At 62.1% G+C, this 13,609-nt stretch carries 11 protein-coding genes; all 11 read right to left on the bottom strand.

Annotated elements, in window-relative coordinates; all coding sequences use genetic code 11:
• Positions 1-419 precede the first annotated feature (419 nt).
• Positions 420-1,268: an S-formylglutathione hydrolase gene (gene fghA, locus J3U87_RS10025; RefSeq protein WP_237382908.1), complete on the bottom strand. Its 849-nt coding sequence runs from the start codon at positions 1,266-1,268 to the stop codon at positions 420-422.
• 125 nt (positions 1,269-1,393) lie between these two features.
• Positions 1,394-2,797 (bottom strand): leucine-rich repeat domain-containing protein, encoded by a 1,404-nt coding sequence (locus tag J3U87_RS10020; RefSeq protein ID WP_237382907.1) that lies wholly within the window; start codon positions 2,795-2,797, stop codon positions 1,394-1,396.
• Between the two features lie 131 nt (positions 2,798-2,928).
• A complete protein-coding gene (locus tag J3U87_RS10015) occupies positions 2,929-3,945 on the bottom strand; it encodes a vWA domain-containing protein (RefSeq protein ID WP_237382906.1) in 1,017 nt (338 codons plus the stop codon).
• Complete coding sequence (locus tag J3U87_RS10010) at positions 3,942-5,036, bottom strand: vWA domain-containing protein (RefSeq protein ID WP_237382905.1); 1,095 nt, start codon at positions 5,034-5,036, stop codon at positions 3,942-3,944. The genes J3U87_RS10015 and J3U87_RS10010 overlap by 4 nt, the downstream gene beginning before the upstream one ends.
• On the bottom strand, positions 5,036-6,535 hold the full coding sequence (locus J3U87_RS10005) for an FHA domain-containing protein (RefSeq protein WP_237382904.1): 1,500 nt from the start codon (positions 6,533-6,535) through the stop codon (positions 5,036-5,038). The genes J3U87_RS10010 and J3U87_RS10005 overlap by 1 nt, the downstream gene beginning before the upstream one ends.
• Before the next feature lie 52 nt (positions 6,536-6,587).
• Entirely contained in the window at positions 6,588-7,385 is a 798-nt protein-coding gene (locus J3U87_RS10000) for a MotA/TolQ/ExbB proton channel family protein (RefSeq protein WP_237382903.1), read from the bottom strand.
• Between the two features lie 70 nt (positions 7,386-7,455).
• Positions 7,456-7,638, bottom strand: a complete 183-nt coding sequence (locus J3U87_RS09995; protein WP_237382902.1) for a hypothetical protein — start codon at positions 7,636-7,638, stop codon at positions 7,456-7,458.
• Positions 7,639-7,681: 43 nt separating this feature from the next.
• Positions 7,682-10,099, bottom strand: a complete 2,418-nt coding sequence (locus J3U87_RS09990; RefSeq protein WP_237382901.1) for an SUMF1/EgtB/PvdO family nonheme iron enzyme — start codon at positions 10,097-10,099, stop codon at positions 7,682-7,684.
• A complete protein-coding gene (locus J3U87_RS09985; protein WP_237382900.1) occupies positions 10,096-10,923 on the bottom strand; it encodes a tetratricopeptide repeat protein in 828 nt (275 codons plus the stop codon). The genes J3U87_RS09990 and J3U87_RS09985 overlap by 4 nt, the downstream gene beginning before the upstream one ends.
• A 9-nt stretch (positions 10,924-10,932) precedes the next feature.
• Positions 10,933-12,135, bottom strand: coding sequence for a hypothetical protein (locus tag J3U87_RS09980; protein ID WP_237382899.1), 1,203 nt, complete (start codon positions 12,133-12,135; stop codon positions 10,933-10,935).
• Positions 12,136-12,395: 260 nt separating this feature from the next.
• Positions 12,396-13,253, bottom strand: a complete 858-nt coding sequence (locus J3U87_RS09975) for a hypothetical protein (protein WP_237382898.1) — start codon at positions 13,251-13,253, stop codon at positions 12,396-12,398.
• Positions 13,254-13,609 lie beyond the last annotated feature (356 nt).

Genomic DNA, 13,609 nt, shown 5'->3' with positions numbered 1-13,609 from the left:
AAAGATGAGGAACGCGTGAATCGCCGAAAACGATATCGCGACGGCTGGGTCGCGAGAATAGTGGGAAGATACCCCAGGCGCATTCCGCGTCAACAAGGCGTTTGTTGGGGAACGCGATAAATTTTCAATTCGTCGCCATCATAATGTTCTTGCCAAAGTATGACAAGTGGGAAATTCAAAGTGACTACGATTATTGCTGAATAGGCAGAGAATTATACCTTGATCGCTGTCCAAAAATCCTTGGTAATCTAGAGTGTAAAGTTCAAAAAAGACGATATTTAGACGTTTTTTGTCTGCTTTTAAACGCGTTGCTGTTTTGGGCGGGACCCCGCCGTCTCCATTCCGGGCGCAAAAAAGCCCGCGAACCTGAGAGACAGGGGCGGGCTTTTCCAAGGCTCGTGCGCCTGGAGGCGCAGCGATCAACTGCGAAGGCGTTCCGCGTGGTAGGCGATGTGTTCGCCGATGAAGGTGGCCACGAAGTAGTAGCTGTGGCCGTAGCGCGGATGCAGGTTGAGGGTCAATTGGTGGCCGCGTTCCTTGCAGACCTTTTCCAGCAGATCGACGCGCAACAGGTTTTTCAGGAACTCGTCGGAGAGGCCCTGGTCGATCAGCATGGGAAGCGGTTTCTCGGCCTTTTTCAGGAGCGAGACTGTATCGTACTGGGCCCACGCCTCTTCGTCGTTTCCGAGATATTCGCGAAACGCATCTTGGCCCCAGGGAACCTGGGACGGTGCGCTGATCGGGGAGAAGGCCGATACCGATCGGAACATGCCCGGGTTGCGCAGGGAGATCATCAGCGCGCCGTGGCCGCCCATCGAATGTCCGAAAATGCCGCTGGCGTTGGGCAGCGCGTGGAAGTGTTCGTGGATGATGGCGGGCAATTCCTGCACCACGTAGTCGTACATCCGGTAGTTGGGAGCCCAGGGGTCGCGGGTGGCGTTGACGTAGAAGCCGGCGCCGCTGCCGATGTCGTAGCGTTCCGGTTCGTCGTGAACGCCTTCGCCGCGGGGGCTGGTATCGGGCACCACCAGCATGACGCCGTGTTCCGCGGCAAACCGCTGCGCCCCGGCTTTGATCATGAAGTTTTCCTCGGTGCAGGTGAGGCCGCTGAGCCAATAGAGCACGGGTACCTGCCAGCCTTCGTGCTGCGGCGGAAGATAGACACTGAAGCGCATTTTGCTTTTAGTGGACGTGGCGTCGTGTTCGAAGAATCGGCACCAGCCGTCAAAACACTTGTAGGCGTTGAGTTCGTTGAGCTGGGTGGTCATGAAATCCTGGCCTCCGGAATCTCCCGTGAAAAGGGCGTGGGGTGCGGGAGTGATGAAACGGTGTGCGCACGTTATACCACGGGGGCAGGTCCGTTGCCATAGCTGGAGACGAGCCCGAACTCGGCTCAGTCGCAAATGGTGTAGGGTGCCGGGCCCGGGGGACCGAGGTCCAGGGTCCTCATGGGTTGGAATACCGTCACTTCCTGCTCGGTTCCCCACCGCGGTAAATACTGCCAAAAGAAGTTGGAATCGCCCTGATTTTGGTAGTTCAGGTTGGGGGTGATCTGCTCGAGGATATACGCCATGGTTTCGCAGTTCTGATCGGAATTGGGGATCAGGTTGTTTTGAATGTTGATGGAGGTGACATTCCCCATCGGGAGTTGGGCCAGGGCGTGGGCCTCGGTCAACCGGTTGTTGCGCAGGCTGATCCGTCTCAGTTGACCGAGGTGTTCGAAGTCGGGCAAACGATCGAGCGTGGTGTCCCACACGGTAAGGTTGATCAATTCGAGTGGGAGTATCGGCAGTCGGTCGATCCCGACACGGGTGATGGTGAGGTCGGTCAGGAAGGACAGTTCGAACATCTCCGGAGCTGCCGCCAGATGTGGCAGATGGGATAGATACAGACGTCCCAGCTCGTGGGGAAGGGCGGGAACCGTGGTCAGATCGGAACAGCAGAGCTGCAACAAGGATAATCCGGGCGGCAGGTCGGGCCAGGCCGTTAGAACGGGACCCCCTACCTTCAGTTGCGCCAGGTCCAGGTCGTCGATATCCGGCAAGGTTTCCAGCACGGTGCTGCCGTAGCCCAATGAGGTCAGGGCCGGGAACGTGCGCAGGTCGGGGAGTTGGGTAAGCGGGTTGCCGTCGAAATAGAGATGGGTCAATTGGGCTCGGACCGGCTCGAGACCGACCAGTTCCGTCAATTGGTTGCCCGACAGGTGCAATTGGGTGAGCGCGGTGAGTTGGCTCAGGTCGGGCAGGGCGGTGAGTTGGTTGCCGGTGCAGTCGAGCGAGGTCAACCCGGCGGGTAATGCGGGTAATTCACTGAGCGAGTTGAAACCGCAACGCAGGACACTCAAATGGGTGTCGGCCAGGGTCGGTAACTGGGTTAGCCGGTTGTGATCCACTTCGAGCCGATCCAGGGCGGGCCACCCTGACAAACCCGGCAGGCTGGTGAGCCGATTGCCACTGACGTCCAGTTTCTCGAGTTGGGACCAGGCATTCGGGGTGGGCAGACCCTCGATTCGATTGCCGCGTACTTCGATGACCCTCAGGGCGGAGAGCCCGGCGATGGGGGTCAAATCGCTCACCGATCCCGCATAAAGGTCGAAAGTCTCCAGATTGACAAAGGCCTCCATCCCGGTCAGATCCTCTACGGGACAGCCCGAACACGTGAAGGTAGTCAATGCTTCCGCTTCGGTCACCGAAATCGAACTGTCGTCGTTCGTGTCGGCCAGGGCCAGTAGCCGCTCCCAGAGCACCCCGTCGGGTACCGGGTCCAATCCGCCCCCGAACAGGACACTCCCAAACAAGATCGCTCCATATCCGAATAAACGGAACTCATTCATTTTCCTCAAGAGTCGCTCCTCATCGATTGAAATACATCTACTTACACAAGCGGAAAAAAGACAAAAAATGTCCCGGCGTTTTTTGGAAAAGACGATCATCGGGTACTGTTCAGCCCGACGAAGGTGCCGGCGTTCTCGGTGCACAGGGCGCGCATCAGCATCGCGAATCGAATGCCCGTTTGTTGGGCCATGCCCGCACCCGTGAAAATGACCGGGAAGCCCACCGCGTGGATGCGCACGCGCGGGTTGCCCTGGGCGTCGCGTTTGTTGAAGACGCGCACCGTATCCAGAACCTCTTGGACCGAGCGTCCCGTGAACTCGTCGCCGAACACGTAGATGCTGATCTTGTCGCCACCGCGGGCGAAGCTTTGAATCGCCCGGCGAATGCCCTCCACCGGCGAGCTGTTGCTGAAGGCGTTCCAGGTGGCCAAGCGTTGCAGGATCGCGTTTCGGCGGCCGGGCGTATCGGGGATCCAGCGGCCCGCGTAGCCGGAGAACATGTACTGACCCATGTCGTTCATGATCTGGATGCCCTTGACGTTGGGGTAGATCTCCAGGATTTCGCGCATCTTCCGTTGGACCAGTGGCCAGGTGTTGCCGTACATGCTGCCCGACGTATCGATCACGAAAATGATGTACTCGCTGTCGACGGGCACGCCGCCGACCTTGCTGTTCTCCGGCTTGGGTGGCGACTTGCGGTTGAGCCGCTTCATCTCCTCGGTCAGGCGTTGTTGGGCGGCCAACAATTGGGCTTCCAGAATCTCCTGCACTTCCGAATGTTGGCGGGTCGCCGCGAATTGGCCGCGTAGTTTGGATAGATCGCCCTGCAGCCGCGCCACCCGTTTCTGTTCTTCCGACAGTTGCGTTTCCTGGCTGATCATCTCGCGGTTGAGGATGTCGGTCTCGCCGCGAATGATCACCAGCTCCTGTTCCAGGCGTTGAATGGCGGCGTCCAGATCTTGTTTGGCTTCTTCGATCGCCCGCGGCTCGCCGATTTTGGTGAGGACCAGCAGCATGACGATGGCGCCGAAGCCGCAGCTAATGGCGTCCAAAAAGGAAAGGCTGAAGCTGGAAGCCTCGTCGCGTCTTTTTTTGCGGCGTCGTCGGGTCATGGCCAATCTCCTGAGGGGCACATGAAAGAGCCACGGGTGCCGATCGCGAGTTTCCAAAAGGCCGAGGCGGCCATCGGGTCGCCTTCCATGGGATACAGGATGACGTTGACGGGCACGCCCGAGGGCAGCTCCCTGATGGCCTGGTTGAAGATCTTGAGGCGTTCCTTACTGGAAACCGTGGTTTTTTTGGTGGGTTTGAGGGCCCGGGTGGGCAAGCCGTCGGTGAGCAGAATGATGTTATCGGGTCGTGGACTCATGCTGCGTGCGGCGAAAAACGCCTGGTGGAGGCTGGTGCCGCCTTCCGGGATGGTTTGTTTCAGTTGGTCGATGGTCTCCGCCAGCACCTTGGGATCGGCGGCGTCCAGCCAGTGGCCGGCACTCGCCGACAGCAGGGGACCGGCCTTGTCGCTGAAGGTCATGATTTGGAAGCGGGCGTCGCGGGGCAACTGGGTGCTGAGCCAGTCCACGGTCTTGACGGCCCGCTGCCATTTGGGTGCCGCGCGGCGTTTTTCGGGCGTCATGTTGCGGCGCCGCAGGATGTTGACCACGGTTTGATCGAGCATGCTGGCCGAGGCGTCGACGAGGATCAGGATGCGCTTGCCGCCCAGCTTGAGGCCGGTCAGGTACTGGCGTTCCCCGTCGCCCAGGAAGGCGCGCACCCGCTTGCCGGGCGGTTCCTCGCTCTCGACGGACGCGGCAAGGCGCTTGGCCTCTTCCTCCAGGGTCTTCAAGTCGGTCTTCAATTTGTTCACGTGGTCGCGACGAGCCAGGGTGCTGTCGGCATGGGTCGCCAGCTCTTCTTCGATGCGGGTCAGGTCTTCCAGCAGGCGGCGCGAGAGGCCCTGGGTCACGGTGCGCCGTTCCTTGATCCGCCGCAGGCTGTTGCGCAACTCGACCAGGTAGATTTGTCCTTCCAACACTTCTTTTTCCAAGCGGTTGGTTTCGGCGCGAAGGTCTTCGGACACCGTCTCCTTGTGCTGGGTGACCGCGGCGTTGATGATCAGGTACAGCAACACGACCGCGCCCAAGCCACAGGTCATGGCGTCGAGAAAGGTCAGCCCGAACGGGTTGATTTCGCGGCGGCGCGCCATCAGGACACCACCGCGATCAGTTGCACGGCTTCACCGGGTTCACCCAGGCGCAATTGGTCGCCGGCCAGGAGGCGCGTGCGACGCCGTACGATGCGTCGGTTCACGAAGCAGGGCGCCGCGTTGAACGGCTCCACCCAGAGACCATCGCGATCGCGGATCAAATGGCAGTGCTCGGGTTGAATGCCCAGATCCGGTCGTTTGAGATTCATGCCCCGGGTTTCCTCGGGAAGATCGCTGCCCAAGGCGAACCGTGGCGCCTCGATCCGGTACGCCTGGCCGCGGTACAGCACGTGGCTGGGATGGTTGGGCGATGGCGTTTGATCGGTCCGGCGGCCTCGGCCGGTTCCGTTCGGGTAACGCTCTTCGCCATTCGGCCGCTCGGCGGGAGCCGTCGCCACCGGCGCGGCGAGGTGGGGGCCGTGCGATCCGTCGGGTAGCGCGACCAGGGTCTTGGTGAGAAGTTGGGCGTGACCGTTTGGTTGGCGCCGGGTGGTGGCCTTCATGGCGCCGAAAAGCGGGGTCGATCGGCTCAGGACGATGGGTGCCCCGACCAGGCCGGTCAGGGACGATACCAAACCCGGAACCTCTCCGGCCCGGTGCGACAGCAGCAGGGCCGCATCCGCCTGGTTGCCCGCGGCTTCGCGTACCAGGTCGACCAGTGCCGCGTGCGCCGATTGCGTCGCTTCCGCCAATTCCTCGCGGTGAATCGGAATCGAAAAGGCGCGACCCTCGAACAGGATATCGACCGAGGCCGGGCTCTGGTGATCCAGTTCTTCGAGAAGGCTGGGCAGTCGGTTGAACAGGGCCTGCTCGGAGGTTGCGTGGTGCAGCGGATCGAACCGGTTGGTTCGCACCGAGACCGCGGCGATCTGGTGGGCCCAAAGTTGTTCCAATTGGGCCCGGCCGACCCGCGGTTCGCGGATGACCCGCGTTCGCATCAGGTTCGCCTTGGGCGAACCCTGCGGGTCGGGCGAGCGGATCAGGCGGCATTCGGTCAACAGGGTCTGGTGGAGCTGGATGTCCAGAAAGAGCAGGCTGGCCGGCAAGCGAGAACGCTTGGCGAGCACCAGGTCCAAACCGGCCGAACAGGCGGCCAGGCCGCTGTCGACCATGCCCTCTATCTGCCAGCCGAGCGCTTGGACGATTCCCAGCAGCAGCCCCAGACGATCGGTGCCGAGGCTGCCGGGCACGGCCAAGGTCAGCCGGCGCTCCGATTCCGACAGTCGCGGGAGCAACTGTTGCAAATGTCCGTGAACCAGGTCGGCGGCCGTCAGGTGCACGGGGAACGGAGATTTCAGGGGGGTGCGATCCAGTTGGTGCCAAAAGGTGTTCTGAATCTGGCGCGGCTGCAGGCGGGCCTGGGCCGTGGCCGCACTTCCGTACTGGATTTGGGCATGGTCGACCAGCGCGCACCCGGGACCCATGGCCCGTGCCGCACGGTCGCCGGCGCTGTCCAGGCTGAAATCCGCGTCATTGATGTCCAGATAATAGGTATTCATCGGCGTCCTGTCTCGGGATGGAATTGTCGATCCGGGTTGGGGGCGGACTACGTCACGACACGTTGAGGTGGCGAATCAGGTGCTCGTCCAGGTAGCTCTCCGTGTCGAGAATCAGGCGCTCTTGGCGCAACTGCAACTGGTGTAGCAGGAACATCAGCACGATGCTGATCAGCAGGGCCACGAAGGTGGAGTTGAAGGCCACACCGAGGCTCTGGGTCACGCCGCTGATATCGCCCGCGACCGCCTTGTAGGCTTGGCCCAGCGCCTCGCCGATTCCACGAACCGTGCCCAAAAAGCCGATCGAAGGAATCGCCCAGGCGATGTAGCGAACCATCGAGAGTTCCGATTCCAATCGTTCCGACTCCGATTCACAGAGGCCGTGGGCCGTGTCCGACACGTCCTGAATGTTCTGGGTGGCGCCGAAGCGATGCAGCGCGGCCAGCAGGGAACGCGGCAGCAACAACCGCTTTTCCAGGTCGGGCAGGGCCTGGATCTGGCGGGCGTACTCGCGTACGTCCCGCGGCAGGATGCGTGTGCCCTCGCTGACCGGCACCAGGCGGCGCTCCAGAAGGCGGCGTTCCTTCGAGGTCTGCACGCCCTTGAAACCCATGATCGCCAGGGCCCAGAGCATCAGGATGAAGCAGGCTTCCTGTTCGTGGTCGCGGACGATGACGAATACCGAGCGCTCGGGAACGTAGTCGGGGTCGGCCTGAACGCGGGCCACCTGCTCGGCCAGGATTTGGGTGGCCTCGGGCCGCACCCACACCACGTAGAGGGTGTGGACGAAAATCACCGCGACCAACAGGGCGATGATCTGATAGACAAATTCAACGGGAAAACTTCGCTTCACGGGCGCCTCCGCGCGGGGGATTCACGGTCATCGACAGGGGAGCGGGTGGCGCGATGGCGCCGGTTCGGGCTTAAATGTCCGTGGGAAAGGCGACCGGCGTGTCTGCCGGCAGGGTTTCGGACGGTTTGAATGATTCCTTGGTGCCTTTGGGTTCCCCACGTGGTTGGGCCTGCACCTGGTTGGTGCGGGTAGGGGTGCTCAGGATCCAGGCCGTGATCAGCAGGATCAAAAGCAGCAACAGTCGTTTGTTCACGGTGACTCCTTCGGTTCCGGCGTCGAGGTTTTGGTGGGTTGGTTCATTCCAGGTAGCGGGCGATTCGGAAACCCAAATCCGAGCGGGCCTTGTCGCCGTAATCGCGGTAGGAAAAACGCAGCTCGGTGACCGTGCTGTGCATCCAGCTCGAACCGCGAATGACGTGAAACTTGCCGGAGGCCGGCCCCAGGGGATCGGTCGGTGTTTCCTGACGTCCGAACCCGATGTCGTAGAAATCGTTCACCCATTCCGCCACGTTGCCGCCCAGGTTCCGGATCCCCAGTTTGTTGGGTGAAAAGCTGGAAACGGGGGCCGTTACCGGATAACCGTCCTTGTAATCGGTGAGCGCGCCTTGAAGCAGGTTGGCGGCGCTGATGTCCGCGTAGTTTCCGGATTTCTTGCCGACCGGTAGTCGGTCGCCCCAGGGGTACTTGCGCGCGGCACCCGGTTCGGCGTAACGCGCGGCCCAGGCCCATTCTGCTTCGGTGGGTAGCCGGTAGCCGGTGGTGGCGGGCTTGGCGGGGACGTAGGTCTCGCCCTGCTTGACGTAGAAGGGCGGCAGCTTCTCCTGGGCGCTGAGCCAGTTGCAGAAGGCCGCGGCCTGTTGCCAGGTGACCTTGACCACCGGTTGTTGGGGCGCGTTCTGGTCGTAGCCGCGTACGCCGCCGCTGTCGTGACTTCCGGCAAAGCGGCGAAACTGCTCGTTGCTGATCTCGGTGGTGCCCAGGTAGAACGGTCGTTGGAGCCGTACGCGTCGCTGCACTTCGTTGGCACGCCGACCCGGCTCGCGCGACGGCGCGCCCATTTCGATGGTACCGGTGGGTTTCAACAGGCGCATTTCGTTGCCGGCCTTGGTGCGGTACACCTGGCGGATCGAGGCTTTTTTTGCCTGCTGGAGGGTGAGCAGGGTGATCTTCAGTTCGTGTTCCAGGCCGGGCAGGGGTTGAAAGGTTTCCGTTCGCGATTGGTACCCGCTCTTGCTGACCGAGACCTCCTGCGGCAAGGTACTGATATCCAAGACGCCGGTACTTGGTTCGATGCGTTTGCCATTGAGGGTGACCTCCGCATCCTCGGGCCAGACCGAGAGGCGCAGTTTGGCGGTGACGGGTTTCAAGGACCAACGCTCCTCGCGCGCCTCGCCGGATGACACCCGCAGGGACCGCTTCAGGGGCGTATAACCGTTCTTGATCACCTCGACCCGAACCTCGCGCCCGGGTTTCAGGACCAGATCGAGGGGCGTGGTGCCCACGTAGGCTCCGTCGAGCGAGACCAGCGCCCGAGTGGGTTCGGTTTCCAGCAGCAGATTTCCGTCCGATGGGATCAACACGATTCCGGACACCAATTGCGGTTCTTGGGCGACGACCGTGACCTGGCCGCGATAGGGTTTGTAACCGCGCTTGACGATTTCGAAGGCGTGGGTGCCTTCCAGGAGTTCGATCGCGGTGGGTGTCGGCCCGGTCTCCTCGCCCGCCACGCGTACCGTGGCGCCTTCCGGCTTGGTGCCGAAGGTGATTTCGGCAAAAAGCGGCTCCAGCACGGCCTCCAACGGCTGGTGCCTGCCGAGGCCCTCGATCTCGATGCTGGTCGAAAAGGGTCGGTAGCGGTCCTTGCGAACTTCGATCTGATAGGTGCCGGCTTGTAGTTCGACGGGCTCGGTTTGCAGGGGCCCGGCGCTTTCGCCGTCGATGAAGAGTTCGGCATCGGCCGGACCCGCGATGTTCAGGTAGCCGGGCAGTTTTTCCAGGGTGAAGGTCATCGACGCGGGACTTGTGGCGCTCACCTCGAATTCGGTTTCGAAGGGGCGGTAGCCCTCTTTTCGGGCATGGACCCCGTAGGTTCCCGGCCACAGCAGGTAGCGCCCTCCGATTTTGGGCCGCAAGAGGCCTCCCGACAGCGTCATTTCATCCGGCACGGGATTCACTTGAACGCTCAAGGGTTGGGCCCGGAACACGAACAGGGCGACCGCGCCAAGGATCGTCAGGAAGATCAACAAGGCGGCGAGGCGTGGATCCGGGCCCCGTCGCCGTGGAGCGGATTCCGAAAGGGCACCCGGCCGGAAGTCCACCGCCTGGATGGGGATGGCGCCCGGGGGCGCTTCGTCCAGGGGCGGTGGCGAGTTGGGCGGCTCCAGCACCAGGTGGGCTTTTTCCTGGGTGCCCAATTGGCGGATGCAGATGCCGTCGTCATCCGTCTCCACTTGGACCCGCACCCCGTCCATGCCCAGTAAATCGCCCGAACGCAGCCAGTTGGAACCGGCTACCTGGCGTTCGTTGAGCAGCACGTGGGTGCCGTCGCCGGGTTGCACGAAGAGCCGTCCTTCGGCCAAGCCCAGAAACGCCAGCGGTTGGCCCGGGCTTTCGAGCACCACCATGTCGGCGTCCAGTCCGCCGATCGACAAAGGGAAATCATCTTCGCCGACGGCGCGTTTACCGCGGCGATCGTCCAGGGAATAGCCGGTCAAATCTTGTCCTCGCAGCGAATGGAAATGGGTTTGGTCGGCGGCTTGCCGGGTTCGACCGTGAAGGTGACGCGTACGTCGCGGTACCCGCCGCGGGAGCCGACCAGGGTGTAGGTTCCGGGTCTCAAATCCAACCGATGGGTCTCGAACCGACCCAAGCGGCCGACTCGTTGGAGCAGCACCTCGGTTTTTTGGTCGGAAACGAGCCTGACGGGAATCGGTGTCTTGTAGGTGCCGATGGTGTCGGCCAGACGGCCGATCTTTTTCTGCAGCTCCGGACCTGGAACCGATTGGGCCTTTGCCCTCTCGAGCAAAATCTCCGCTTCACCGAGGACCGTTTTGGCGCTGAGGCGTTTGGTGTTCGCCAGATGGTAATCCAGTCGTTGATGTAGGTCGGCCAGATCGCGTGCGACGGGGGCCATGCGCCGAGCCGAGCTGAGTTGCGGTGCCAGTGCCAACGCCGCTTCGTATTGGTCGGCGGCCTTGGCCCATTGCTCGCGTTTGGCGAATTCCAGGGCGCGCTTCTGGTGTTGCACCACGCGCGCCGTTTGGAGTGACACCGCGGCCATGGCCAGCCCTTCTTCGGCCGCCGCCGCATCGCCCTCCAGCCGCTTGGCTTTTTCAAAGGCGCGATGTGCCGCTTCGTATTCGCCACGCGCCATGGCCGCCAGGCCCGTGGACATGGCCTGGCGAAATGCTTTCGAATCCTGGCCGATCAGGTCGACCGAAGCCAGTGAGCCCAGGCACAGCAGTATGCCGAGAAGGCGTATCCATGTTTGTCGAAAGGTGAGGGGCGTTGTCGTCGAGGAAAATCCTGGTCTACCCAACGAGCCACCTCACTGGCTGCCGTTCGGCGAGGTGACCGCCGTGGCGTTGGGATCGATCGGGGTGCCCGTCTCCGTGTGGAACATTTCGGTCAGGAGGGCTCGCCACTGTGCGTATTGGGTCTCCACCGAGCCGGTGAGCTTGCGGGTCTGACCTTCGACCTGGACCAGAATCGGTTCCACCTCGGCGTCGAACGAAGCGGCCAATTCCTTGAGTGCCTCGCGGTGAATCTTGAGTTCCTGGTTCTTGGCGATCCCGCTTTGCAGGGCGATGTTGCCACCGATGACCGCGGCCTGGCGGCCGACGGCGGCGGCATCGCTATCGCCTTCGGCCAGGATGCCGCCGACGATCAACAGGGCGCCTAGGATCTGCTGGGTGCGCGCCGCTCGGCGTGCATCGCGCAGCGCTTTTTCTTCTTCATAGCTGAATTTGCGCCAGTTGTGGTAGGCCTCGCCCATTTGGGCCTGGAAGTTGACGTAGTGTTCCGTCAGGGTGTCGATGAACATCAGGTCGCGTTCGCGGACCAGGTCGACGCGGGACATCATGGGGTCGTCCTCGGAGGGCAGTTTCTTCAATTTCAAGCGACCGTTTCGCTTTTGATGCAGGTAGTCGGAGAAGGCATCGGGCACGAAATCGCGGGCGAAGGTCAACTGGGCGATGTCGCGGACGTTCTGCAGCTTTTGGTCCTTGCGGCGCTGGCGTGTTTCGAGCAAATCGTTGGCGATGCGGTTGTACAGGTTCTGGAAGGGCAGCCGTTCGCCGAGGCCGTCGTCCTTGTCGCGGTAGGCCAAGGCGTTGGCTCGCTCCTTGTATTTCCTTTCGAACCAGCGCTTGCCGGTGGCGTCCTGAACCCGGACACGCACGCTCAGCAGAAAACCGTTCGATTTCAGGATGACGCCCGACACATTCAATTCGCCGCCGGTCGCCGAATCCGGAACGATTCGTACCGATCCCCAAAGCCCGGTGGACTGAAGGGTTTCCATGAGCCGCACCGGAATGTACCGGCCTTCGGCCTTGCGTACTTCTTCGAACACGCCCTTTTTCTCCAGGGCGCCCGGATCCTCCGGTGGCACGCCGGGATCGAACAGGTGGATGTTCACGTTGAGCAGGCGCGATTCGGGGATCTCGGCCTGGGCGCGTTGCAGCCGCTCCGGCTCCACGGCCGTCAGGCTGCCGCACATGGCCAGAAACACGACCAGAAAGCGGCGAAGCACGAGGGGGGATCGCCTCGGTTTCGAGGGGCGGGGGACTGGGGATCTGGGCTGATGGGTTGCGTTCACGCCGAACCTACCTCTTTTCGTGCGCATGCAATACGCTTTGTGTCCCGAGATCTTCGATGTTCCGGGAACGGTGTCGCGAAGCCACGGCCCATACGCTCGATCGATCTGGAATGGTGGGAGCTGTGCCGGTAGTGGGGAGCCATGGAGACCTCACTGGTAAAACGTCCGAATCTGTGTGTTTCCCTGATCTACGGTCAGGTTTCTTTGGCGTCTCCGCCGGTTTTTGGTTTGGGCTTTTTGCGGTCGGGTACGCGGATTCCTTTGTATTTACGATACTCGTCCCACAGCTTTTCGCGGAGTTCGGGATCGTCTTCGCTCATGGCCGCCTCGCGAATCTGGCGCGCAACGATGTCGTCGCCAGCACCCGATTTCGGGATATCCGGCGGAACCCGGCTTTGGCGGTCGCCATCGTCTCCGGGGTTGGCGCGCGGCGAGGCGTTACCGCGCCCACCCGAGCCGCTCTGGCCATTCGCGTCGCCGCCGGCCACTTGCCCCGAGGTCGCACCGGCCGAGCCGGAATCACCCGATTCGGAGTTCGATTCCGGGCCGCCCTCCATGCCTCCGGCGGAGGATGCTCCGGAACTGCCTTGACCGGCACTTCCCGAACCGCTGCCACCGGCGGCGCCACCACCGCCCGTCGCCGAAGCCGAGGCGCCACCGGTACGCTGCTCCTGAAGCAGTTCCTTCTCTTTGAGCAACAACCCGTCGAATTCCTGGAGCGACTCCCGCAAACGGTCGTCGATGATCCGCTGCTTCTCCTCGGGGGTCAGGGCGCGGCCCGAACCCGCGGCGGACGCGGTGTCGGATCGCGAGGGTTGGGTCGTCGAGGAGGCGGGCTTTTTATCAGGTTCGGGCTCGCTCTGGTTGCCGGTGGGTCGATCGCCGGAGGACTGACTGGACCCGGACCCGCCGGAACCCGATTGTTGAAAGAAAAGGACACCTGGGGTAAGAGCTCGCGAGGGACCGGCCTCTAAAAGCGTGAGGCACGGCAGAAAGAGCAGGATGAGGGGCAAGCTTGGAAGTGAACGGCAAGGGCGCCGGGATGAAGCCATGGCTTGAAATCCTTGTGGCAATCGTGAAGCGCGGTATTTTTGGAAATTTGATGTCGCCGAAATGAAGAAAAACCTGTAATCGCAATCATTTTTGATGAATCTTAGCCGCAATCGCTAGCAAAAACCATCCCAGCGCGGCTTACGCCTCGGCTTCGGGATCGTCCTTCGCGATCCGAGAACCCACGGCCACCGCGCGAGCGCGAAACGAACCAGGTGGGCCCGGGCCTCGAATGTCGCGTCAATTCAAGCTTCGCGGGACTTTCCGCCGGTTCGCCGCGATCATGGACGGTGCCGGCAGCCACGACCGAACCGGGTCGATTCCCTACAAACAGAAACGCGCGTGAACGATGGATCGT

Source organism: Sulfidibacter corallicola (genome assembly GCF_017498545.1).
GTDB lineage: Bacteria > Acidobacteriota > Holophagae > Acanthopleuribacterales > Acanthopleuribacteraceae > Sulfidibacter > Sulfidibacter corallicola.
Note: the sequence above shows the minus strand (reverse complement) of the source record. Positions and strands in the feature narration are given on the sequence as shown.

Bases quoted from the DNA above. Each gene is read 5' to 3' on its own strand.
- fghA (WP_237382908.1), bottom strand. From the start codon at position 1,268: ATGACCACCCAGCTCAACGAACTCAACGCCTACAAGTGTTTTGACGGC.
- J3U87_RS10015 (WP_237382906.1), bottom strand. From the start codon at position 3,945: ATGACCCGACGACGCCGCAAAAAAAGACGCGACGAGGCTTCCAGCTTC.
- J3U87_RS10010 (WP_237382905.1), bottom strand. From the start codon at position 5,036: ATGGCGCGCCGCCGCGAAATCAACCCGTTCGGGCTGACCTTTCTCGAC.
- J3U87_RS10005 (WP_237382904.1), bottom strand. From the start codon at position 6,535: ATGAATACCTATTATCTGGACATCAATGACGCGGATTTCAGCCTGGAC.
- J3U87_RS09975 (WP_237382898.1), bottom strand. From the start codon at position 13,253: ATGGCTTCATCCCGGCGCCCTTGCCGTTCACTTCCAAGCTTGCCCCTC.